The sequence below is a fragment of the Oculatella sp. FACHB-28 genome, assembly GCF_014696015.1.
Taxonomy (GTDB): Bacteria; Cyanobacteriota; Cyanobacteriia; order Elainellales; family Elainellaceae; genus JAAUTN01.
In genome coordinates this window covers 104182-126331 of record NZ_JACJPJ010000079.1, presented here as the reverse complement: position 1 = coordinate 126331, position 22150 = coordinate 104182, and the positions used below count along the sequence as shown (strand labels likewise).

General features: G+C 46.0%; 19 protein-coding genes and 1 pseudogene. 6 read left to right on the top strand and 14 right to left on the bottom strand.

The window, feature by feature from the left end; translation table 11 throughout:
- Positions 1–13: 13 nt before the first annotated feature.
- The 4 genes from H6F88_RS19165 to H6F88_RS19150 form a co-directional block, all read right to left on the bottom strand.
- A complete protein-coding gene (locus H6F88_RS19165; RefSeq protein WP_190644336.1) occupies positions 14–1693 on the bottom strand; it encodes a restriction endonuclease subunit S in 1680 nt (559 codons plus the stop codon).
- Positions 1693–3171: a class I SAM-dependent DNA methyltransferase gene (locus H6F88_RS19160; RefSeq protein ID WP_190644335.1), complete on the bottom strand. Its 1479-nt coding sequence runs from the start codon at positions 3169–3171 to the stop codon at positions 1693–1695. Before H6F88_RS19160 ends, H6F88_RS19165 begins: the two co-directional genes overlap by 1 nt.
- A gap of 56 nt (positions 3172–3227) precedes the next feature.
- Positions 3228–5552 (bottom strand): DEAD/DEAH box helicase family protein, encoded by a 2325-nt coding sequence (locus H6F88_RS19155; protein WP_190644334.1) that lies wholly within the window; start codon positions 5550–5552, stop codon positions 3228–3230.
- A gap of 163 nt (positions 5553–5715) precedes the next feature.
- Positions 5716–5946 carry a helix-turn-helix transcriptional regulator gene (locus tag H6F88_RS19150; protein WP_190644333.1) on the bottom strand — a complete coding sequence of 77 codons (231 nt, stop codon included), beginning with the start codon at positions 5944–5946 and terminating at the stop codon, positions 5716–5718.
- A 253-nt stretch (positions 5947–6199) separates the two neighbouring features.
- Between H6F88_RS19150 and H6F88_RS19145 the strand changes: the two genes are divergently transcribed.
- Positions 6200–6415 carry a hypothetical protein gene (locus tag H6F88_RS19145; protein WP_190644332.1) on the top strand — a complete coding sequence of 72 codons (216 nt, stop codon included), beginning with the start codon at positions 6200–6202 and terminating at the stop codon, positions 6413–6415.
- Positions 6416–7026: 611 nt separating this feature from the next.
- Positions 7027–7167 carry a hypothetical protein gene (locus H6F88_RS32915; RefSeq protein WP_206756456.1) on the top strand — a complete coding sequence of 47 codons (141 nt, stop codon included), beginning with the start codon at positions 7027–7029 and terminating at the stop codon, positions 7165–7167.
- A gap of 608 nt (positions 7168–7775) precedes the next feature.
- On the opposite strand, the gene cas12k (H6F88_RS19140) is transcribed toward H6F88_RS32915, so the two are convergent.
- The 5 genes and pseudogenes from cas12k (H6F88_RS19140) to H6F88_RS19120 form a co-directional block, all read right to left on the bottom strand.
- Positions 7776–8534, bottom strand: coding sequence for a type V CRISPR-associated protein Cas12k (cas12k, locus tag H6F88_RS19140; RefSeq protein ID WP_190644331.1), 759 nt, complete (start codon positions 8532–8534; stop codon positions 7776–7778).
- Positions 8495–9390 (bottom strand): annotated as a pseudogene (locus H6F88_RS32745) (ISAzo13 family transposase). Before H6F88_RS32745 ends, cas12k (H6F88_RS19140) begins: the two are co-directional and overlap by 40 nt.
- Positions 9391–9758: 368 nt before the next feature.
- Positions 9759–11099 (bottom strand): type V CRISPR-associated protein Cas12k, encoded by a 1341-nt coding sequence (gene cas12k, locus H6F88_RS19130; protein WP_190644330.1) that lies wholly within the window; start codon positions 11097–11099, stop codon positions 9759–9761.
- Positions 11100–11197: 98 nt separating this feature from the next.
- Entirely contained in the window at positions 11198–11734 is a 537-nt protein-coding gene (locus tag H6F88_RS19125) for a TniQ family protein (protein ID WP_190644329.1), read from the bottom strand.
- Positions 11735–12194: 460 nt separating this feature from the next.
- On the bottom strand, positions 12195–13898 hold the full coding sequence (locus H6F88_RS19120) for an NAD(P)H-quinone oxidoreductase subunit 4 (protein ID WP_190644328.1): 1704 nt from the start codon (positions 13896–13898) through the stop codon (positions 12195–12197).
- Positions 13899–14218: 320 nt separating this feature from the next.
- On the opposite strand from H6F88_RS19120, the gene H6F88_RS19115 reads away from it, so the two are divergent.
- Complete coding sequence (locus H6F88_RS19115) at positions 14219–14467, top strand: DUF2584 family protein (RefSeq protein ID WP_190644367.1); 249 nt, start codon at positions 14219–14221, stop codon at positions 14465–14467.
- Positions 14468–14496: 29 nt separating this feature from the next.
- On the opposite strand, the gene H6F88_RS19110 is transcribed toward H6F88_RS19115, so the two are convergent.
- Together H6F88_RS19110 and H6F88_RS19105 are read right to left on the bottom strand one after the other, a co-directional pair.
- Positions 14497–14676, bottom strand: a complete 180-nt coding sequence (locus H6F88_RS19110; RefSeq protein ID WP_190644327.1) for a hypothetical protein — start codon at positions 14674–14676, stop codon at positions 14497–14499.
- 123 nt (positions 14677–14799) lie between these two features.
- Positions 14800–15114 (bottom strand): hypothetical protein, encoded by a 315-nt coding sequence (locus H6F88_RS19105; protein ID WP_190644326.1) that lies wholly within the window; start codon positions 15112–15114, stop codon positions 14800–14802.
- 196 nt (positions 15115–15310) lie between these two features.
- On the opposite strand from H6F88_RS19105, the gene H6F88_RS19100 reads away from it, so the two are divergent.
- The 3 genes from H6F88_RS19100 (at position 15311) to H6F88_RS32730 (ending at position 16946) form a co-directional block, all read left to right on the top strand.
- Positions 15311–15517, top strand: a complete 207-nt coding sequence (locus H6F88_RS19100; RefSeq protein WP_190644325.1) for a hypothetical protein — start codon at positions 15311–15313, stop codon at positions 15515–15517.
- A 360-nt stretch (positions 15518–15877) separates the two neighbouring features.
- Positions 15878–16366, top strand: a complete 489-nt coding sequence (locus H6F88_RS32735) for a helix-turn-helix domain-containing protein (RefSeq protein ID WP_199333691.1) — start codon at positions 15878–15880, stop codon at positions 16364–16366.
- Positions 16320–16946, top strand: coding sequence for an IS630 family transposase (locus tag H6F88_RS32730; protein WP_206756455.1), 627 nt, complete (start codon positions 16320–16322; stop codon positions 16944–16946). Before H6F88_RS32735 ends, H6F88_RS32730 begins: the two co-directional genes overlap by 47 nt.
- A 253-nt stretch (positions 16947–17199) precedes the next feature.
- Here H6F88_RS32730 and H6F88_RS19090 read toward each other — a convergent pair whose 3' ends face one another.
- The 3 genes from H6F88_RS19090 to H6F88_RS19080 form a co-directional block, all read right to left on the bottom strand.
- Complete coding sequence (locus H6F88_RS19090; RefSeq protein ID WP_190644324.1) at positions 17200–17985, bottom strand: peptidylprolyl isomerase; 786 nt, start codon at positions 17983–17985, stop codon at positions 17200–17202.
- A gap of 101 nt (positions 17986–18086) precedes the next feature.
- Positions 18087–18851 (bottom strand): pre-peptidase C-terminal domain-containing protein, encoded by a 765-nt coding sequence (locus H6F88_RS19085; protein ID WP_190644323.1) that lies wholly within the window; start codon positions 18849–18851, stop codon positions 18087–18089.
- 331 nt (positions 18852–19182) lie between these two features.
- On the bottom strand, positions 19183–22038 hold the full coding sequence (locus H6F88_RS19080) for an FG-GAP-like repeat-containing protein (RefSeq protein ID WP_190644322.1): 2856 nt from the start codon (positions 22036–22038) through the stop codon (positions 19183–19185).
- Positions 22039–22150: the final 112 nt, after the last annotated feature.

Genomic DNA, 22150 nt, shown 5'->3' with positions numbered 1-22150 from the left:
TACTTACCAATTCTCAGAATGTCAGGTGACTGATAGCGGAAGCGGCTAAAACTTCTGCCTGCTGCTGACTTTGATGCAGACCCTCCTCAAGTTGATCGCAGATTTGCATCAGTTCATCTACTTTGGCAACAATCCGTTTCTGCTCAGCTAAGGGTGGAACTGCAACCAAAACTTGAGATAATTGTTCTTGATTAACTTTGGGCATCGCCAAACGATTGTCCTCTAAAGTTACCTGATCTACAAAAGACTTTGAAAGCATAAATATTAATAAGTAGCGTGCATACAATGTAGTCGAGATTGGATACATGTCAGCACTGCAAAGCCCTTCAAAATCTATAAGTACAAGCTTATTCAAATTAGGACGAATTTTAGAGTAAATAATCTGTCCTGGATAAAAACGATGCTTGGGACTCGTAACTTTATCCTGCGCTATGGTTTGGTATGGCAGTAATCTTCCAGTATCCCTTTCTATATAATTGGGAGCTATGTGAGGATAGTCTTCGAAGCTATCAGGTTTGACAAGATTGGATTCAATTGACGCAACTTTAATAAATCTTACCCATCTCCAATTTTCAGGAATTTCATACGGTAACTCATCAGGTAAAGGAGCCGGGAGCTTCTGTTTACTCAGTTTCCCTAACTTTTCTAACTCTTTAGTTTGCCTAAATATTTTTTCAACTTCATGCTTTGCGTCACCGTCCTCTGTATATTGAGAAACCAGCTTCCCCCGCACTGCTAACTGCAAAACCGATCGCCTCAAATTACCCACATCTTCAGGCTTTTGGCTGAGGGTCTGCCAGTTATCACGAACGATCGTCCAACTCTGCTTTAACTCCTCATCAGTTTCAGTCTTCATGAGAGAATCGATCGCACTTGACCTCAGTTTTTGCCGCAGATTATCTCGCGTTTCTTGAGATTGTTGGAGGCGATCGCACATCTGCATCAGTTCATCCACTTTGGCAACAATCCGCTTCTGTTCAGCAAGAGGAGGAAGAGGAATAAAAAAATCTTTAAGCCTTGTCATGCTAAGCCCTTCACGAGAGATGCCGACTTGGACATCCATAATATTTTTGAAGGTTAGGGGGCTGATTAGATAAAGGTGAATCCATTGATTCATCTCTTGCAAAATAGGACGAACAATTGCAACATGCTGACTGACATTCGCTTCATCAAAGTCTAGTGGTACTAAAGCGCTTCTTCCTATAGAAGCTCCCGTAATATTCAGCAGAACGTCTCCTGGTTGAACAACAGTGTTGTTCATTTTCTGATGGATTTCAGAAGAAATATATGCAATATCCTCAAGCCACAAACCATCATTCCAAACGTTCTGTGATCTAATAAACTTTATGCCTGAAGAAACATAAACTTGTTTCCCACCTTTTGGTGTTGAACCTGCCCCTAACTTTTGTGTAAGGTTTCCTACCTTTACCCATTGCCAACCACATGGCAATTCATCTAAATCATCCTCAGTACTTGAAGTAGTTGTGGGTAATCCCCTAACACCTTTTTGAACTAATTCCTTACGAACAGTCGCTATTTTGCTCAGGAGCTTTTGTGCAGGTTCGTCCTCCGGATTTTGGTGGACTAATTTTCCCTGTACTGCCAAATCGAGGATGAGCGATCGAAGTTTTTGAATTCCACCTGGAGCTTCAGCGATCGCATCAAAATTTTCTAAAAACGTCTTAAAGTCCATCAGCCCTCACCTCGTTCCAAAGCTCTCACCAAGCTTGCTTTCAGGGCTTGACGGGCTTTTTCTGCTGCTGCTAGGGCTTCCTGATACTGCTTCAGCAATTCCTCTGGCGCTTCGTGAGTGTTTCCCGGTGCATTGGGGTTTTTGATATCCAGGTTGTAGCCGTTGGCAATGATGGTTTCAACTGGCACTTTCCAGGAATACTCGGTTTCCTCGCGGTTCTCCCACCAGGCTTTCTCGGCATCAAACTCCTCAATCCGCATCGGCTTCGTCTTGTTGTAAGACTTTGCCCCCGGTGGATAAGGATGTTCGTAATACCAGACTTCAGTAGTCGGCTTGCCTTTGGTAAAAAACAGAATGTTGGTACGAATGCTGGTGTAGGGGCTAAACACCCCATTAGGCAACCGCACGATCGTATGCAGATTGCAATCGCGCAGCAGCTTCTCTTTGATACGGGTCTTGATACCCTCCCCAAACAACGTGCCATCGGGAAGCACGATCGCCGCTCTACCCCCTGGCTTCAACAACTCCATCACCAGAACCAAAAACAGATCTGCCGTTTCCCGTGTCTGGAATTCTGTCGGGAAGCCTCGCTCAATGCCATCCTCCTCCATACCACCAAACGGAGGATTCGTTACCACAATCTCAACCTGATCCTCCCGTCCGTAGTCTCTCAACGGCTTGCGGAGCGTGTTGTCGTGGCGCACATTCGTCGGCACTTCAATGCCATGCACCATCATATTAGTCACACAAAGCAGGTGCGGGAGTTGCTTCTTTTCCACCCCAAAAACACTGCGCTTTGCCAGTTCCAGAGCCTTCGTTGATTTTGCCTGCTGCTTCAAATGCTCATAGGCACAGGTCAAAAAGCCGCCCGTTCCACAAGCCGGATCAAGCACCTTCTCCTTCTTGTCCAAGCGAGGATTCACCATATCCACCGCAAACTGAGTCACCGCACGAGGCGTATAAAACTCCCCCGCATTCCCCGCACTCTGGAGGTCTTTGAGAATCTGCTCGTAGAGATCGCCAAACAGATTACGGGTCTTCGACTGGTTAAAGTCAATGCTCTCGTTAATCTTGTCTATTACCTGTCGCAGCAACGTGCCCGACTTCATATAGTTGTAGGCATCCTGAAACACACTCCGCAACAACAGCGCCCGCTGTTGAGCAATGCCCTCCAAATTCTTACCGTCGAGTGCCTTAAGTTTGGGGAATAACTGCCCATCGATCAGCCTCAACAGGTCATCCCCCGTTGGCGCATTCTTGCCTAACTTGGTACTGTCTGCCCATTCATCCCAGCGCAAATCAGACGGAATCGGAGAATCATAATCATCCTCATTGATCTCTAGCTCCGTGTCCTGATCGCTGAAGATCTTGTAAAACACCATCCAGCCCAACTGCCCAATGCGCTGGGCATCTCCATCTATCCCTACATCCTTTCGCATGATGTCTTGAATAGATTTGATAGTGGCAGTCAGCGACATACAGATGTTCTCCCTCTCAGACTAAGAACCAGTTGTACCTTAGTTAGGTACAAGCCTCAAGCACCCTGATCTTCGTAAAGCAGTTGCTCTAGCTCTTGAATCGCAGCTTGATACTGCTTCTTGCCGCCAAAACTCTTAACTAACTCCACTGGAGTTCCCATTTCCGCAAACGGGTCAAGCTGCAAAACCGTTGCATCCTCGATCGATACAACCCCTTGATCCGCGTACTTATCTAGTAGAGCAACCAAGACCGTACGAGCCGTTTCACCGTATTTGGCAAACACATCCCGCTTACGAACCTTTTCAACCCGTTCCCTACGGGTTAGAGGTGGACGATCAAATGCCACATGGCAAATTAAGTCGAAGAGGTCGTAATCCTTACCAACCATGTCCTCTAAAGCTTCTAAAATCACCCCGTGCGCTTTCAACTCATCGAGAATGGCTTGCTTTCGATCTGCCTCATTCCATTTGTTAAGGAAGCGGTCTAGAGACTGATAAGCCGCATTCACGGTGCGACGGGTATAGTCCTTCAGTGATTCGGTTGTGAGTTCGCCATCTTTGCTGTAGTAGCTCACTCGCTCCTTCGCAACCTGGAACTCCTGACGACCCACCTGATACTTAATCCGTTCTCCCGTACCTCCCTCATCCTTCTTCTCTTTTGGATCAGGTGATTTACCGCCCTTGCCAAAATCCTCATCTTGAATCGGCGGGCCATCCCAATCCCGGTCTTCAAAAAGCTGAGTTACCCCTCGAAAATCAATGATCGTGAAGAAATTCTTGTCGTAATCGGGACGTAGACGAGTACCCCGACCAATAATCTGTTTAAACTCCGTCATCGACTCGATGCGTTGATCCAACACAATCACATGGCAAGTCTGAGCATCGACCCCCGTTGTCATCAGCTTAGAAGTCGTGGCAATCACCGGGTACATCTCTTTAGGATTGATGAAATTGTAGAGTTGGGCTTTGCCCTCCTTCTCATCGCCCGTAATTCGCATGACGTAACGGTGATCTTGCTGCACTAGTTCCCGGTTAAGTTTGACGTTGGCGATCGCTCCCCTCATCCGTTCTGCGTGGTCAATATCCTCACAGAAAACAATTGTTTTCCGCATTGGATCGCCATCATGAAGGAACTGGCTGACATACTCCGCTACTCGCTGGGTTCGTTGGTCGAAGACAATCGTGCGATCGTAATCCCGCAGGTTGTAGTCCCGCTGCTCAATCAGTTGCCCCTGATCGTCATACTCTCCTGATTCTGGTGTCCAGCCTTCTAGGTCTTTATCCAGGTCAACCTGAATCCGGCGAAACGGAGCAAGAAAGCCGTCTTCAATCCCTTGTTTCAGAGAGTACTTAAAGATCGGTTCACCAAAGTAGTCAATATTCGAGACGTACTTGGTTTCTTTGGGGGTTGCGGTCAAACCCACCTGAATTGCATCTGAAAAGTAATCAAGCACCTGTCGCCAATTAGAATCGTCTGCTGCACTGCCTCGGTGACACTCATCAATTACCACTAGATCAAAGAAATCGCGGTCGAATTTCTCATAAAGGTTGTCTCGCTCCTCATGGCCGATGATTGCCTGATATAGCCCCAAGTAAATCTCGTAGGAGGTATTGATCCGTCCGGTTTCATCTACCAGTCTGCGATCGAGCTTCGTCATCACCTCCCCGAAGGGGCGAAAGTCGTTCACGATCGTCTGATCGACTAGGGCATTGCGATCGGCAAGAAACAAAACCCGCCTTGCCACCTTTGTCTTCCATAATCGCCAGATGATGTTGAAGACTGTGTAAGTTTTGCCAGCCCCCGTTGCCATCACCAGCAAGCATCGTTTCTGACCACGAGCGATCGCTTCAACTGTGCGATTGACCGCAAGCTGCTGATAGTAGCGAGGCTCCTTCCCGCCAATCTCAATGAAATAGGAGGAAGTCAGCAAATCCTCGTTAGCGTTCTGCAAATCTTGCCACTGCTTATACCGCTGCCAAAGCTCATCCGGCGATGGAAAGGCATCTAAACTGATCTCTTGCTCAACCTGGCTATAAGTACCGCTTCTGTCGTGGAGTAGGAAAGCATCCCCATTAGAAGAAAAGACAAACGGAACCTGTAAAGCAGTCGCATAGCTTAGAGCCTGCTGGATTCCTGCTCCAACGCTGTGGTTATTGTCTTTTGCCTCAACGATTGCGATCGGCTGATTCGGTTGATAGAACAGCACATAATCTGCCCGCTTCCTACCACTGCGTCCAGCCATCTGCCCCCTAACGATCATCTGCCCATCCGTGAAACCGTATTCCCGGCGAACCTGACTCTTTTTCCAATCTGCTTTATAGATTGCAGGGGTAATGTAGCGATCGCAGATATCAGCTTCGCTAAGGTCTTGCTTGCTCATTCTTGCTATTGGAAATTTTGCAGCTTACTAACTAAAGTATTCCCCTCGCTTCAGTGCTGTCAGTAGGATGAGGAAACTTCCTAACAAATCATTGAAGCAGACTAGAAACTGGGCTTGATGATCGGACAGAACGAGATCCTTGAGTAGGCATTCCTTCAACTCGCTAATTCTCTTTACCGAGGAAATAGCTAACAGGTCGTTCGTAAATCTCAGCAAACTTGGAAAGCTCTACGATATCAACCCGCCTCTCCCCAGACTCGCACTTAGACACATAAGACTGAGGTTCCCCTAAGCGGTTAGCCACCTCCAACTGAGTCAAGCCAGATTCTAGCCTCGCAGCCCGGAGACGCTTGAGAAATTCTTGATATTCGTCTGAGTGTGTTGAGGCTCCCATATCTTTGGAAGCTACATCCGATTTTAGAATATCCCAAAATCGGATATTGACTCTCTATGTCAATCTGGGTTAGGTTCTAGAGCAGTCCAAAAATGAAGCGTTCCCTGAAAGTGGTTCCAGCACTTCCAAGGAACTAACCCCCAACTGATTAGGGCAGTCGGGAGGCTAGAAGGATTTTACACTCGCTAGCCGCCTAGCTTTGCCATGTCTCTGGTGGCTTCGTGTTGGGCATCAACCTAGTGGAGTGTAAATTATGACTTTTGAGCAACCGTTCCTAGATTTACGGGATAAAGCCAACCCAGATATTCTCAGGATAATTGCCGTAGGAACCCCTGCTGTAGTTGAGAATTACGTGATGGTTCAGTATCAGATTGGCTACGCTGAACCGTTTGAGTGGTCTAAACCCCTACCTACCGTTAACCCTGGTGAGGTCATGAGGATCTTAACCAAGAGAGTGAGCATCAGCTAGCTTAGTGTCGGTTCTACAGCAGAAACCTCCTGGATTTATCTGGGAGGTTTCTAAGTTGATGGGCGATCGCTATCCCACAAAACAATCAGAGAAGAAATGTCAAGGTTTAATGAAGTCTCTCGATTGGGGTAAAGTTGGGGTAAGAATCAGTATCGAAGCCTGAAAGCATTGATAAATCGTTAATTTTCGTAGCCTTCCAAGCTAATGATGGGGGTTCGATTCCCCCCACCCGCTTAAATGTCCTTTAAACAATTATTTGACCGCCTTTAAAGGATTAATGTCCAAATCCAACGAAGATGCGTACTTCTCAAGATCCGAGGTATTTTTTGCCGCTAATTCTGTGTATTGCACATGGTTTTAAACAATTAATGTCCAAACCTCTTAACGGAGACATTCGCACGAGCTAAATCCCGTATTTGGGGTGACAAAAACTCCTATTTACCAAGAATCTAGACGAGATACCGTGAAAACCTTGGAAGGCTAAGGTTTCTTTCAACCCTCTAGAAATTAAAATTAAACCTGTTGCTGTAAGGGATTAAGAGACTTAATTCAGCACTTGACATTTCAACCTGTTCAAGCTGAAGGAGCCATACTGGCTGCTCAGCAGGGTTTTGTTCGCCGTTCTTCAAACCCTCTCAAGCCGAAAAAGCCGTGGCGACCAGCCACCTGCCTCCGTTGGTATCGGCTCTGGTCGAGCCTTTCAAACCCTCTCAAGCCAAAAAGCCGTGGCGATGCAAAAGCCAGTTGTCTAAGTTGACTGGCTTCTCTTCTTTCAAACCCTCTCAAGCCGAAAAAGCCGTGGCGACTCTGACCGCTAAATCCCTTACGCAGCCAACTGTTCCAGAGCTGTTTTGGCAAAGGTCTTCAATTTAAAATTCCTTCTTTAAGGAAAATACAAATTTTAGACCTAAAGGTTCAAAAGCCTTGAACAGCAGGGATTTCACTTTTGGCAAAGGTATTGGGGATTTTGCCCTCACTTCGGCTTGCCAAAAATATTAGAGGATTCCTCCTTGCTCGGAGGCGATTGGGTAGCTGCCACAACACGTATGCCTGTATCCTCATAACTAATGGCTCACAACCACTGTTATGAAAACATTGCTTCTTGATGCTAGGCGCGACCCCACACCGTATTTATAGAGAAACTCTACAAAAGAAACGGACAACTACCTGGAGCGGAAAGCAATTAAACTGCTCCATACTTTACACCTGTCCTCGAAAGACCGGCGCGCTATTGGGAAAATATTACATCGTCAAGGTTCAAGATTCTGTCAAGTTCACAACGCTGGGAGCCGGTGAGCAGACATTGCAACCTCTACTGCTTTCTGCTGTAGCGATCCCTGTTTAAGTTGTTGCCCACTAACTACTGGGATACCTTGACTAGTTGCACGCTCTCGAATGAACTGCACCAATCGGCTATAGCTCCAGCGATGAAAGCTTGCTCGGAGTTGTCTAGCGTACTGATCTTGAAGTTCTTTTTTTGCGGGAACTTATGCTTTGCTTTGGCTCGAACGTCACTTTCGATAATTTCGCGAATGCGTTTCAAGTCGGGCACGGCAATGCTGCTAGCATTCCACCTTATGGCAAGGCGCACTAACCTGTTTGCCAGCAATCTTTCCATATAGATGCCTAAGTTTGATTCACTGTTGTTCTCCTGATATTGGTCATGCTTTTGTTCCTCCTTGCGCTGAAGTAGATTTCGCTGCCTTCGCAGGTTTAGCTTGTTTACCAGCCGCCAATGCTCCAGTCTCAGTTGTAATGCGCTGCGTTTACCTCTTTTTGCCTTGATTCCATGAATGGTCAATAACCGTTTTGTGGTCTGGTTCTCTAAGATATTTCCAGTTCTAAGATCGATTACGCAAACAGTAAGAGGCACTTGACGGCTTAGACTAACTCCGACGGTAATCAGGGGATCACCTTGATAGTTAGGTTTGCTAGGACGTGGTGGGCAAGGATTTTCCAGACGAGTCAGTTGGGTCTGCTTGGCTTTTAAACGCCCCTTCTGCCCTTCAGTCAACTCTAACGGTTCAACCTCCTGGTCAGATACCTTATCTTGTTCCTTTAAACTGTTGGGATCGTGAATTAAATAACCTGTAATTCTGGCTTTGCCGTGTAATTCCATTGAGGTAGGAATTCATCAAAGACAATTGTCATGTTGGCTTTGAAGTCTTCAGCCACTTTTCGCCCCGTTTGATACGTCTTGTCAAGAATGGTTGTAAACACATTTAGCCCGGTGCGGGTGGTTGCCGTTGCTATCAGTCCTTGAACAGTCTGGACACTCTCAAAAATCACCCCTTGACACACACGAGAGACATGGGGAAATAAACGATGTTCAATTGGATTGTACTTGGACGTATAAGGGGGATAATGAGCGATGCGAATTTCAATGCCTAACTCGTTGACCAAGGTCTGTAAGTTTTGCTTGAAGATGTAATAGCGTGAGCTATTGCTGCCTCCACCGTCGCATAACAGCAAAATCGAGTCTGCTAGAGGATAGCGAGCTTTGCCATAGGTGTTCCACCAGTAGCGAATTGAATCACACGCAAACTCACTGGTATCGTGGCTAGTGCCAATCTGAATGTAGCCCACGTTATTGCTGATGTCGTAGAGTCCGTGAGGAATGGCAATTCCAGTTGCAAGCGTTGCCCAATCATGGTCAAACACCTCAATTGGCTCTTGAGTGTAGAGTTTTCCATCTCGATGCAACTGACCCATCAATTCCCTTTTTTTGTGTCCATACTCATCACTGGATTGCCTGCGGCTTGATAGGTTTGCTTGAGTCGTTCAATCGTCTCAAATTGCTCGTTGCGATGTTCACTCTCTCCCGTTGCCAAAGTCTTGACCGCTTTGCATTTACGAAAGTTGTGTTTCTCTAGCAACTGGTCTACCACCGTCACACTCACTTCAATGCCTTCCTCTTTCAGCAATGCGGCAATTTCGTGCCGCTTGAGATTAGTCCACTTCACCGTTTCATCCATCGGTGAACCTGCGGTATGCTGCTCTAACACTCGCAAAAATGCTTCATCTAATCCGGCAATCGTCTCAAACGCTGATTTGCGTCCACCTCCAGGTTGGCGGATTCGTTCCTGTTCAAGAACTGTTTCGTCTTCCAGTTCCACCAGTCCCAACGCTAAGGTTTCGTGATGACATTTGAACAGGCGTCGACTGTATGCCTGCCCTCCATACCCTAATTTCACGGCTTCAATTGCGGCGTAACGACGACGATCCTTCTCCGACAACGATTGATAGTACCGTTGCATCTGGGCTTCTATTTGGGTAGGGTAGGGCTGCATCAATTCACTCGTTACTCACCTATCTCTCTAGCTTACAGATAGAGATAGTAGAATTACACTTTATTTAATCCTCGATCCTTAGCAACTTTGCGTTTGATCTCCTCTTTAACAGCTTCTGTTCCTTCAGCAGTCAAGAAATGAGTATCAATCGTGCAGTGTAGATGAAGACGATGCGTTGCCCAAGGTTGATCAGATGTGTAGGATTGAGACTTATCCGATTTCTTCTCTTTGCGTTTATTTGTATCTTTCTGCCAAATAAGCTGGGCAGATCGTAAGGTAAATAACGACGAAGAAAAACGTTCTTCTTTAGGAGCCGAAGCATTAACTTGATGATCTGCTAAAAACTGGCGAAATACTGGAAGTTGACGGCGATCGCATTGAACTTTAAAGACAAAACTTCTGAGCCGATTAAACCGAAAACAAATTTTGTCTGATATCAACTTCTTTTTCTTTTTGAATTTACGCTGCTTTGATGAACTTTCTACAGAAGGCTCTGAGTTTGATGAACTACTTCTAGGTTCGGTTGACCAGATAAACTCGTCTGCACTACCCCACAAAACTGGATAGGGGAGAGGATTCAAGAAATTAATAGACTTTTGCTGTCGCCACTCATTCAGTGCTTCAGCAATAGAATCTGCATCATCACCATTTGGAAGAGAGACAGCACCCAACAGAATTGCAGCAAACCTTTCACCTATTGGATCTCTTCCTTTTGGAAAACGGCTTTGAAGCTGCTCTTCAAGCCGTTCTATTTCTATTTGTTTGCTCTCAAGCTGTAATTTCAACTTTTCTGGATCTTCAGGCTCATTATTCACTTGTAGATTATTTTTGAGTAGGTGAATAATTGCCCGTTGGACAAGAGTGTCACTTGTAGACTCGAATTGAGTGAGTAACTCGCCCAGCAAAGAATTACTTGATTTTGTTGGTTTACGCCTTGGCTTCCTATTGTTTGACTCCACAGGTTGTGATCTGGATTTGTCCAAAATCTCTGCTTTAGCACAAATGCTTTCTGAGCTGAAATCTGTTGTTTTCTCTAAGCCATAATCTTGTTTCACAATATCTAACCATCGCTTCTTGCCAAGCATTTGGAAGTAGCGTTGTTTTTGCAAACTAAACCAGGATTTGTAGACATATTGAGTCATCCGAGCTGCCGAATCATAGAAGCGACCAGGTAGCTTTTTAGAATCAGAATGTTTCTTGAAAAATTCAATCATCTCCTTAACTGATTCGCTAGGAACAAATCCTTTGGTTTGCCACTCTTTGAATTTGTCATGCTCTGCAACCGCTTTAAAGAGAGCATTGACCAAAAGTGTATATGTAACCATTTCCTCCCAAAAGAATTTGCGGGTTGCCTCATCAGTACACAACGAGCAACGGATAGTTTTGATGCTCATGACAAACCTCAAATATTTGATGGTGCAAATGTACTAGTTGAGCGAGAAAAGTGTAAGATATTTTCTATTTCAAGATTTAATGAACAGCGCCCTTAAAGTCAGTACCTTTTCTGCTTCTTTGCCATTGTTCTGAATCTCATTCCACATTTTGAGCATTGCCCATTTTCCCACTCTGAGGGTAGTGGAATTTTCTCATCACAAGCAGGGCATCTAGAAATGAGACGAAGTTGATGGCGATCGCATCCCTTAGTTGTTTCAAACTGCCATTCCATCCGGTGATAAGGCGCTTCGGCATAACAGGCTCCACACAAGCGAGTAGAACGGTTGACGGTTGGTATAGCTTTCGGCGGGAACATGGCAAGCAACCTTTCAGCGTCCAGCCCTACCAGCTTTGCCATTGCTGCAAGTTCCCTTCGACTAGGAAATGGGTTGAAGCGGAACTTTTCCCAACGGGATAGAGCAAATCCGATTCCTGCTGCATCACTAAGAGGCGTTGGAGCAGAAACACTGTTTAGTTCATGATGTCGGAATCGACCAAAATAATGGCTAATGCTTTCACCCTCGTAGGGTTCAATCTGTGCAATCCAAACCCAAGAATCTTCGGATGCTGTCTCTGATGAGGTTCCATCATGCATAAGGCATCTCTACCCCACGTATGCTTTGAACTGCCCTTGCAAAACCTCAAGCGTTGTTTGCTCATCAAGCGTGGACAAGCCCTTCTTCAAAGCGCAAATGGCAATCTGTCGAAGCACTTCATACAGTGGACCAGTCAGACCAGACGTTTTGTCATATAACCTTTTCAACACGTCCTCATAGAGTAGGTCTGATTCCTGCTGCCATTGCAGAAATTCATCAAGCCATTGGTTTGCACGAGACAGCAGCGCTACCCTGATGGAAGTCGCAGCAAAGCAAGTTCTAACTGTTTAACGAACCAAGAGCCTGAAAATATGGGAATGCCGTGTCAAGTCAATAGCATCCTCAAACTCTCAGCAATTCTAATTTTGGAATCGAACCAAGGGTTTCTGCGCTCGTTGGGCGCGAAACCCTTTGGTTTTGTTAGCAAAACCTGAAATGAGAATTTCTGGCTGGAGCACTCTACTTGACAATGCCTAATACTGGAGCCGTCTGGGATTCTGAGAGAGTCGAATTCCAGAAGCTCTTGGCATAGATCTGAGGATGCTCCTGAGCAATCTGCTGATAGGACTGACGCATCTGAGCGTTGACCGCGACAGTCTTCACGTCATACATCTGCGTCGCCAACTTAGGATAGACCCCGATCGCGATAATCAACGCTAAGAAGCAGATCGCGATAAATAGTTCTCGGGGACTGGCATCCTCAAATTTAGCGTTCACAGGCAGCTCGCAGTTGGTGCCAAAGCAGGCGGCTTCCTCATTCCCCTGGTTCTTCAAGTCAACATCGCTTAAGTCGCAAGAGGGCATAATGTCGCACGCCAGCTCTGCACCGGAGCCGTAGAACACCTGCCGCAGCATGGAGAGGAGATAGATTGGCGTCAGGATTAATCCCACTGCAGAGAGCAAAACGGTGACGATGCGGAAGGTTGAGCTGTAGATGTCAGTGGTGGCCAACCCTACGAAAACGGCGATCTCGCTAACAAAGCCGCTCATGCCCGGCAGCGCCAGTGAAGCCATTGCAGTAGCCGTGAACAAAGCAAAGACCTTTGGTAAAGCCTGACCGATGCCGCCCATTTGATTCATCATCATCGTGTGAGTCCGATCGTAGGTCACACCTGCCAGGAAGAACAGCGCTGAGGCGATCAAGCCATGCGAGACCATTTGCAGCAGGGCACCGCTCATGCCGATATCGCTGAAGGAGGCAATGCCCAGCAGGACGAATCCCATATGTGAGATCGACGAGTAGGCCAAGCGGCGCTTCATGTTGACCTGAGCAAAGGAGTTCAAAGCACCGTAGATGATGTTAACGACTCCTAAAATGGCTAAAACCGGCGCAAAGTAGATGTGAGCATGGGGCAAAAGTTCGAGGTTGAGACGAATCAGCCCATATCCGCCCATCTTCAACAGCACGCCTGCCAGCACCATTGATACCGGAGAGGAAGCTTCGCCATGTGCATCAGGCAACCAGGTGTGGAAGGGGAAAATAGCCAGCTTGACGCCGAAGGCGATTAGCAGTCCGGCATACAGCAGCAGTTCCAGGGCCAGAGGGAAACTTTTCAGCTGCAGGTCTGCCAGGTCAAAGGTAATTGTGTCGCCGTAGAAAGCCATCGCCAGAGCCGCAACCAGGATGAAGATAGAGGCGGCAGCGGTGTACATCAAAAATTTTGTAGCGGCATAACGACGATTTTGTCCACCCCAAATACAGACCAGCAGATAGACTGGAGCCAGCTCGACCTCCCACATGACGAAGAACAGCAGCAGATCTTGGGCAACAAAGACGCCCACTTGAGCGGCATACAGCACCAGCATTAAGCTATAGAACAGCTTGGGCCTGCGATCGACTCGCCAAGCCGAAAACATGGAGAGAGTGGTCACCAATCCGGCCAGCAGCACCAGAGGAGCAGACAGTCCATCTACTGAAACGGACCAGTTCAACCCCAGCTGCGGAATCCAGGTGAATTTTTCTACCATCTGGAACGCAGCGCTGCTGGCATCGTAATGTGTCCAGAAGGCGTAGCACATTAGCACAAAATCTATAATCCCGACACCGAGGGCATAGCTGCGCACCAGCTTGCCGCTTTTATCGGGCAGCAATGGAATGAGTAGAGCGGCAACCAGCGGGAGCAGAACGAGCGTGGTTAGCCAGGGGAATTGAACGGTCACCATAGCAAGTAGGAATAAATACTTAACCTCTGATGAGAGAATCCTACTAGACTTTGCGGCAGATTAGTTATAGGACTTTGGCTATGAGTCTATGCAAATCGATCTATGCATAGGGATAAATCTATCTGAATGATTTCATGCGCTGTTGAGATTGCAGACCCAGCACAACCCAGAATTTTAGAGAAAAGTTCGCCAACGCCAGGCTTTCCCCTGGCAAGACTCTCTGGCTTAAAAACCAAAATTAGAACTGTTGCTATGTAGCAATTCTAATTTTGAAAGAAAGCCCGACCACTGGGCGCGGAACCTCTAATTTGAAGACCATAATGAGAACTGTTGTTAAACTCTTGCCTACTCAGGGCTATCCAGATCAATTAGAGAAGGGTAAAACCTACCAAGCTCAAAAAGAAAGCTACAGAATTTTCCCGATCGATGTACCAATTTCCCTAGTAAACGATCAATGGATTGCTTACGCAGATGCCATCATTACTAAACTCACCTGGGAACAAGGCGTAACGAGTCTAGAGTTTAAGATTGACAGAATTTATCATTCACCATTTCCTGTCAAAGAGTAGGGTAAGGAGCAGCAATGAGGGTAGTATTGTTAATCCTCGTCCTTATCAAGCTGCGGAAACTGGTCAAAGAGCTTGGTAATCAGCATATAAAGTTCATCCAGAACTTCCTCCGCTCCTTCCTCATCCAGCTCGGTTAACAGTTGCTCAACTCCGCTAACGTGTTGAATCAGGCGATCGGATTGCTGACGGTTAAGGGCAGACATAGTCATTGGTAGTTCCTGATGATTGCTAGCCGTTCATTGTAGTGTTTCTTCTACCCATTACCCAAGAGATTCTGCCAACGCTGCTTTGGTTCGAGCCACCGAAAGGCGAATCCGCTCCACCTGTGCCTCCTAAGCCGCCTTCTGTTGCGGCGACCCATCACTAGGACTCGCTCTCAAGATTTGCTCATAGTAGCGGAAGATTTGAAACGCATAGCTGGCGATCGCAATCCGCTCTTGAGAAAGGGAAGTAATGCGATCGACCAGATCTGCACAGGTCGCTGAATCAGGCAGGGCAAACACATCGGCATATAAGGGAGGGAGAGCGTGCGATCGAGTTTTCAGCTCATCCAACAGTTTTATAGCGTCCTCAGATAGCTCCCCATCAAAATCAGACAGCGAGTTGAGTAAGGCTAACAGCAAAGATTTTGAGCGTTTCTGCTTCAAAGTGAGATCGTCAATGATGATTAATTACTTTAGGATTCTAGCAATTGCGGCATGGCTGCTCTTTCTTCCAATGCTGTCATCTTCAAGGTGAGAGCGATCGCCCTTCAGCAATTTTGAGATTTCGATTTGAAGGATTAAACAGCACTAGCTAAGCTTGGGCACTCTAATCTTGCAAGAGCAGAGATTAAGAAGACGTATGGGAACTACCCTCTGGGATGAGTTTTGCTCCGATCATCTAATTTTAGAGTCTGGGGTTCCTTTATTTAAGACCTCTGGACAAGCTGTGAAAACAGCCCCATTTGGTCAGAACCAGCAGCTAATTCTGCGTCGTTCGCAGCAAATGGAAGCCCTCGTCATTCAGGAAGTCATACAAAGTTCTTCGCGACTTCCAGAATGGCACTGACGAGTATGAGGGGCTGATCTACATGATGTTTTGGCGCAATGGTCAACAAGCCATCCCTCTTTACATCTATCACAAGCAGAGCTAGAGCAAACCGTGAAGCAGCAAACCGATCGAATTAAAGAACTGGAGCAGCGTGATAAGCTCTGCAAGCAGAAAACAAACAGTTTAAAGACCAGCTAGGCAGTCTGTAGACCCTATAGATTCTAAATATTTCTGAAAGTCCTGCCGTTACTTGACAGATTAGGGGAGCTACAGGCTGCCGATTGTTTATTCAGAATTAGTAGAAAATGACATTTATACCAATTCTCCAAAGTAAGGCGACAGATGGTATAAAGCTTGTAGAGGGTTCAACGGTAGAATATGGCAGGAGTTTACAAGCTAGAGATTAAAGAGAGTGAGGAAGAGCTCAAGCAACTGCTGCGAGGGAAAAAAACGGCATTTGGCAAAGAACGAATTCAACTACTGTACTTGCTGAAAACTAAGCAAGCCGAAACCGTGCAAGATGCTGCTGCGATGTTAGGACGGCATCGAGGGACCCTGCAGGAATGGTTGCGTTCCTACCGAGGAGGAGGCATGGACGAGCTACTTAAGCGCAAAGTAGGTTCAGGTCGTCCCCGTGCGATTCCGGGATGGGCAGCCTCCTCTTGGCGCAAACGTTTAGAGCAACCGCAAGGGTTTGATGGCTACGAAGCGATTTGTAACTGGTTGGAGAAGGATTTAGGGATCAGGGCAAAGTACAAAACGGTGCATAAACTGGTGCATTACCGATTGCAAGCCTCGCCTAAGGTACCCCGACCTGTAAGTGTCAAGCAGTCGCCCCAGCAGAGAGAAGCATATAAAAAAACTTGAGCGAGAACTTGGCGATGCTGGTGTGGGTGGCATTGAGCGTTTTGAGTTGGAGTGGCAAGGTACGTTCTTCTGTGGTGATGAAACTCGACTGGGGTTAAAGACCTTGGGAGGACGTAAGATTACAGCCAAAGGAGTCAAGCCGATTGGACAAGTGCAATGGCAGTTTAAAGCAACCTACTTGTATGGCATTGTTGAACCCAAAACGGGAGAGTATTTCTTCTTTGAGTTCTCACATCTCAACACCAGTTGCTTTCAGGTGTTTCTGGATCTCGTGTCCCAACAATTCAAGGATGACCTGTTGATTATTCAGTTGGACAACGGTGGTTTTCACAAAGCCAAACGCTTGCAGGTTCCAAGCAACATCATCTTGTTATTTCAACCTCCTCATTGTCCTGAGTTAAACCCGATCGAGCAAGTGTGGCAATATCTCAAGCGGCGATTGCGCTGGAGCTTACCCACTACGCTTGATGGGTTGCGTCAGCAGTTGCGAGAACGTCTGGCAGCACTCACTCCTGAAGTGATTGCATCGATTACCGCTCGTCCCTCTATCTTGGAAGCTTTATCTGTCGCCGGAATTTAGAGAATTGGTATTATTTGTTTAACTCTAAAGGAAGAATATAATTCCCAAATAGAGCTAGAACCCTGTACCACCAGTTTGTCTAGCTCTAAAGGGAATGGACACTAATTGTTTAAAAATGGACAAATAACTGTTTAAAGGACATAAAGCATTAAAAGTGTTCCTTGAATGATTGTTGTAACTGACGTTCAGAAATAGAACGTTAAATCTTTGAAGAAGTATGTTTCTGAGAAATATTTGTTCCTGATTGTTCAACTCATGCTACTGCTAAGTTTTTTGTTGCATCATTAGGATGGTCTGATGTAACTCCCATCCAGATCCGTTCTTGGTAAGGGAGTTGACGGAGCTGTTCCTGAAACCAAGATTCAAATTTTTCTTGAAGCAACCGCTGGCGCATGTCGTCGTCCAATTCTGCTGGAATAAATTTCTCGACACGCACAATCACTTGCCATTCTCCAAAAGGCACAGGTGACTGAACTTTATTAACTGGACTTGTATAAAGCAGTTCTGCCAGGTTCGGATGCAGCTTACCTAATTCAACTGGTCCCATTAGTCCGCTGGTGTAAGCCTCTGGTCCTTCAGAGTATTCGTGAGCAAGTTCAGCAAAGGATTGCTCTCCTTCTTGAATACGAAAGTAGAGTTCATTTGCAAGTCCTCGATCACCAACTCGCATGAATGAATAAACTACCTGATCTAGCTGCATTTTGCGCTTGAGAAAGCAAGACCCAACCGTATGTCCCCAAGACAATTGTTTGAATTTTTCAATCCTCAGCTTTCGTGTTGCCAGTTGTTCAAATTGTTTCTGACTTAATCTGTAGTGCGATCGCCAAATTTGCCTTTGGCTTTCAGAAATGAGTCCCCATTGCTGATAAAGCTCTTGGCACGCTTGAGTTGTTTCTTCCGATGTACAGTGAATTGTTTTGATCGCCTGCTCGATAATGCTTTCGCAAATAAGCTGAGGGATGATTTGATAGCAAGCCAACAAAGGAACGATGTTCTCGTTTGTGAGTGTAGAATACCCGATTTGTAGAACGGCAGTCATAGAAAGGACACCTCATAAAGCGGCTATGTTGTAAGCACTACTACGCAATTGACGCTAATCACCAATCCTCAAATTTGAGGATTGGTGATTAGGGTTAGTGGTTAAGCTACGTCAAAGGTGAGCTGATAGTCTGTGTTGCCAGAGTACTGATAGACTTGAAGAAAATAATTCACACCAGTCCTAAGCTGACCGGCTGAAATCGAATCCATGGAATTGCCGCCGTTGGTTGAGGAAGCAATGACCTCACCCGCATCAACAATACGGTTGCGGTTGCGGTCTTGAATGACACGAATGTCTGCATCATCGCTGAGCCCGGAAAGGTCAATACTATTGAGGCGATGATTACGGCTTAGTCTGAAGGAATAAACATCTGCCGTATCGCTATCCCCGACTGCGTCACTGTAGGTTTGATCTCTAACTACTGTTCCAGCATCACCAACTGTGAATTCTTTAGGAAGAAGGTTACTCGGTGAGGTTGTTGGAGAAGGTGAGGTGGCAGACAAGTCTAGATCATAAGTGACAGTGCCAGAGCTACCTGGAGCATAACGCTCAACTCTAGCGAAGTAAGTGCCTGCATTGGCTTGAACATTAATTGCATCATCCAGGTTAGAGCTGTTGACGGAGCTCGCAATTTCTTCGTCTAAAACAACTCCGTTCCGGATATCTAAGCGACCATTTCTATTGGAATCTCGATATAGGCGTAAATCAGCATCATCCCCAGAACTGATCTCATTGAGAGACAAGTTGATATTGCTGGTGCCTGTGAGTCTGAACTTATAGACATCGGTAGGGTCACTTGTAGTTAAAGTCGAGTCATTTTTGCTTCTGGGTGTGCTGCGCAAAGTGCCAAGATTGGATGTAGACATTTTTTTCTCCTTTGTGTAGTGACATGCGATTGCTCCTGACCAGTAGGATGAATCGCTTTTCTATACCTGTTACTGCGTTGCTCAAAATCACTTTTCGCACTCCGGCGAAATAATTTACATATCTAAACCTAGGGAATGAGAAGCAATATCCTGTTGGGGAGACTGCTGATATCGGTTCGTCATCGTTTCCCCTTCAAAGGAGCCGCTTCTTAACAAAAAAAAATGCAGAGACTTTTAGATCTCTGCAAATGAGCAACGTACTTGCTGGAAGTGTTAATTGTGTAGAGAAATGTTTACTTTCTGTATTACTTCCAACATGGTTATTGAAAACCTAGAGAGCTACAAAGTCTGCTTGAGTGATTGCTCTGGCGCTAATGCCTCGAAGTTGAGCGATCGCACCATTGATATCTGAAATTAGGACTTGATTCCTAAGTTGAGTGATAGTCAAATCTTCATACTTTAAGCCGTTGGATAAGCCGAGGAAGTCTAGTCCATTCTCGAAGTCAATAATTTTGTCAGTTCCCGACCTCGATTGCAGCACAAAGATGTCTGAATTTAGACCACCCTTCATCACGTCTTGTCCTATCCCACCCTTAAGTCTGTCTTGTCCTGCGCCGCCACTTAAAAAGTCATTATGTCTGCCGCCATTCAAACTATCATTGCCAGCAGCTCCCAACAAATGGTCATTGCCAGCACCACCGTTGATTAAGTCATCTCCCAATCTGCCAGAAACGCGATCGCTTCCTGCAAGTGCTTCGATGTGGTCAGGTGATCTCGTTCCTGTTGCAGTATCATCAAATCGGGTTAACCGAATTAGGTTATATACAGTTAACTCAAACGTGTCGCTTGTAGATAGACCGGTATTATCTGTTGCTGTAACGGTGATGTCGTATTGTCCAGCAGCAGTAGCAACCCCATCAATAAGACCTGCCCCAGCATCAATCTCTAACCCATCCGGCAAACCATTGGCAGAGTAAGTTAGAGTATCACCTGCATCAATCTCGTTGAAGTAGTCACTGATTTGTAACGTAAATTCACTCACCGTGTTAGTGGTTAAATCTGCAAATGGTTGAACGAGTCTCGGTGGAATAAGCACGTCGAACTCAACCACGGTGTAGTTTGTACCAACGATAATCTCAACTCGTCTATCCCCATCGGTGTCGGCAACCAACAGACTATTTGTATTGCCTACTGATGTACCTAACGGGTCGCTTTGCCAGATGGTAGCAGATTGCTCAAAGCTGTAGATACCCACTGAGGTACCATTACTATAGACCAGTTCAATATCACCATCTTTATCAACATCAGAGGTTTGCAACCCAGTAATGGCAGTCGAACTGATTTGGAAATTATCTACGGTTTGATACGTTTGTCCATCTATCGCCAACACCTGTCCGTCGTTAAGACCCACCAAGATTTCTTGTGTTCCATCCTGGTCAGGATCATACAGATGGACGCTTGAAACACCACTAAATGAACTTTGCCATTGTTGATGAGTCACTCCATCAAATACAAAGAGGTGGTTGTTGACCGCAACAATCTCCTGGGTTGCATCGCTATCCAGATTACCAACTTCAATTTCAGAAACAGCTGACCAGTAGTCTCCTAAATTAATACTGTTCCATTCAACGGCTCCAGTTGCGCCATCCAAAATATAGGTATACACCCCAGGGGCACCTGTGTGCTCTCTAGAACCCCCTGCAATAATTTCGGTTGTGCCATCATTGTCAATATCAGCGATCGCCAGTGACCTTATGGAAGCACCATCATCATAGAAATAGGAATGCCTAATTTCTTTTGTAGTGCCGTCAATGACATAAATGGCTCCGTCATATAAGCGATCGGTGGCGACGACAATTTCTTGCGTACCATCGTTATTAACATCGCCGATTTGCACATCGTGAATTCCAGTCCAAGCCGTTCCTCCAAATAAATTGGTTTGATCCCACTCAGGCCTATGGCTTTGTGCATCCCAAACTGCGACCATGCCATCCCCATAACCACTATTACTCCGAAGCGAAGCAAAGACAATTTCTAGTTGTCCATCGCTATCCACATCACCAATATCCATCGCATGAAAGGGGCCATCAACGTGCTGGCTCTTCCACTCTAGAGATTGCGTCGAGATGTCATGGACATAAAGATGATCTGGTCCTGTTGAGGTTGCCCCAGATCCCCAAAAAAGCTCCAGGGTTCCATCTCCATCCACATCGACTACAGCAATATTAGTAACCCCATGTTCAGGGTTGTCAATTGCCCATTGCTCAGTGCGGCTGATCACGTCATAAGCGTAAATCTTACCGAATTGACCATCACCGTAAAGAATTTCATCAACTCCATCATTGTCAATATCTGTAACCAGAAGGGCATCAATGTCCTGCCTGGTGGTGATTTGCCATTTGGGAGATTGAATGTCTGCATCAAAAACCGTAATGTAGTTCCAAGGAGCTGCTCCGATGATTTCTTGAATTCCGTCTGCATCAACATCTGAGAGTTCAACTGACTGTCCAAAGTCTCCCCCAGCATAATCCCACTGGACGCTAGTGTTGGAACCGTTGACTTCCAAGACCAAACCGCTGGATAAAACAATTTCGTTAGCTGCATCTGAGTCTACATTGCCGATCTCGAAGTCGGTGGAAGCATAATTCAGTTGCAGGTCGAGCGCGAGGGAACTGGCATTGTAAATGTAGATATGGTTGTCATCAGCAATGACGATGTCCTTGATAGAGTCGTTATTTGCATCAGCATACAGGATGTGATGAATCGCGCTATTAGACGGATTGAGGGTTTTGATGGATTGAAGTGAGCTGCCATCATAGATTGCAACATCCCCATTTCCTAGTCCTGTAAAGATGCTGTAGATGCCATCTGCGTCTGTGTCAAACGCCGCGATCGCTGACACTTTGTCTGGATATAAGCTACTGGTCCACTGTCTGTTATACCCATTAGGGTTTGAGATCGGGTCTAACACATACCAAAAATCGTTGGTGCCAAAGGTTGTGAGTGACCCACCAGCAATGATTTCCGTGATTCCGTCGTTGTCAATGTCTGCTGTAATCAGCCCACTACTACCAATTCCATTACCAAAAACACTGTACTTCCAATCCTGTGTCAAATTTGATGTGGTTTGATTACTCAACTCAGAAGCAGCTGAAACTGAAAACGTTTCCGAATTATGCTGAGACATATGCTTTCCTTAAGCCAGGTAAATTGCGGGTAGCAGCAAATCTGCTCAAACAACCCTTTAAAGGAAAGAGTGAGCAGAGGGTATGCCTAGTGCTACTCATCGAACTTAGACA

Coding starts and splice junctions, on each gene's coding strand:
- H6F88_RS19110 (WP_190644327.1), bottom strand. CDS start 14,676: ATGACTATGTCTGCCCTTAACCGTCAGCAATCCGATCGCCTGATTCAA.
- H6F88_RS19120 (WP_190644328.1), bottom strand. CDS start 13,898: ATGGTGACCGTTCAATTCCCCTGGCTAACCACGCTCGTTCTGCTCCCG.
- H6F88_RS19145 (WP_190644332.1), top strand. CDS start 6,200: ATGACTTTTGAGCAACCGTTCCTAGATTTACGGGATAAAGCCAACCCA.
- H6F88_RS19150 (WP_190644333.1), bottom strand. CDS start 5,946: ATGGGAGCCTCAACACACTCAGACGAATATCAAGAATTTCTCAAGCGT.
- H6F88_RS19090 (WP_190644324.1), bottom strand. CDS start 17,985: ATGACTGCCGTTCTACAAATCGGGTATTCTACACTCACAAACGAGAAC.
- H6F88_RS19125 (WP_190644329.1), bottom strand. CDS start 11,734: ATGCATGATGGAACCTCATCAGAGACAGCATCCGAAGATTCTTGGGTT.
- H6F88_RS32735 (WP_199333691.1), top strand. CDS start 15,878: ATGGCAGGAGTTTACAAGCTAGAGATTAAAGAGAGTGAGGAAGAGCTC.
- H6F88_RS19160 (WP_190644335.1), bottom strand. CDS start 3,171: ATGTCGCTGACTGCCACTATCAAATCTATTCAAGACATCATGCGAAAG.
- H6F88_RS19115 (WP_190644367.1), top strand. CDS start 14,219: ATGAGAACTGTTGTTAAACTCTTGCCTACTCAGGGCTATCCAGATCAA.
- H6F88_RS19155 (WP_190644334.1), bottom strand. CDS start 5,552: ATGAGCAAGCAAGACCTTAGCGAAGCTGATATCTGCGATCGCTACATT.
- H6F88_RS19080 (WP_190644322.1), bottom strand. CDS start 22,038: ATGTCTCAGCATAATTCGGAAACGTTTTCAGTTTCAGCTGCTTCTGAG.
- cas12k (WP_190644330.1), bottom strand. CDS start 11,099: ATGAGCATCAAAACTATCCGTTGCTCGTTGTGTACTGATGAGGCAACC.
- H6F88_RS19085 (WP_190644323.1), bottom strand. CDS start 18,851: ATGTCTACATCCAATCTTGGCACTTTGCGCAGCACACCCAGAAGCAAA.
- H6F88_RS19100 (WP_190644325.1), top strand. CDS start 15,311: ATGGGAACTACCCTCTGGGATGAGTTTTGCTCCGATCATCTAATTTTA.
- H6F88_RS19165 (WP_190644336.1), bottom strand. CDS start 1,693: ATGGACTTTAAGACGTTTTTAGAAAATTTTGATGCGATCGCTGAAGCT.
- cas12k (WP_190644331.1), bottom strand. CDS start 8,534: ATGGAATTACACGGCAAAGCCAGAATTACAGGTTATTTAATTCACGAT.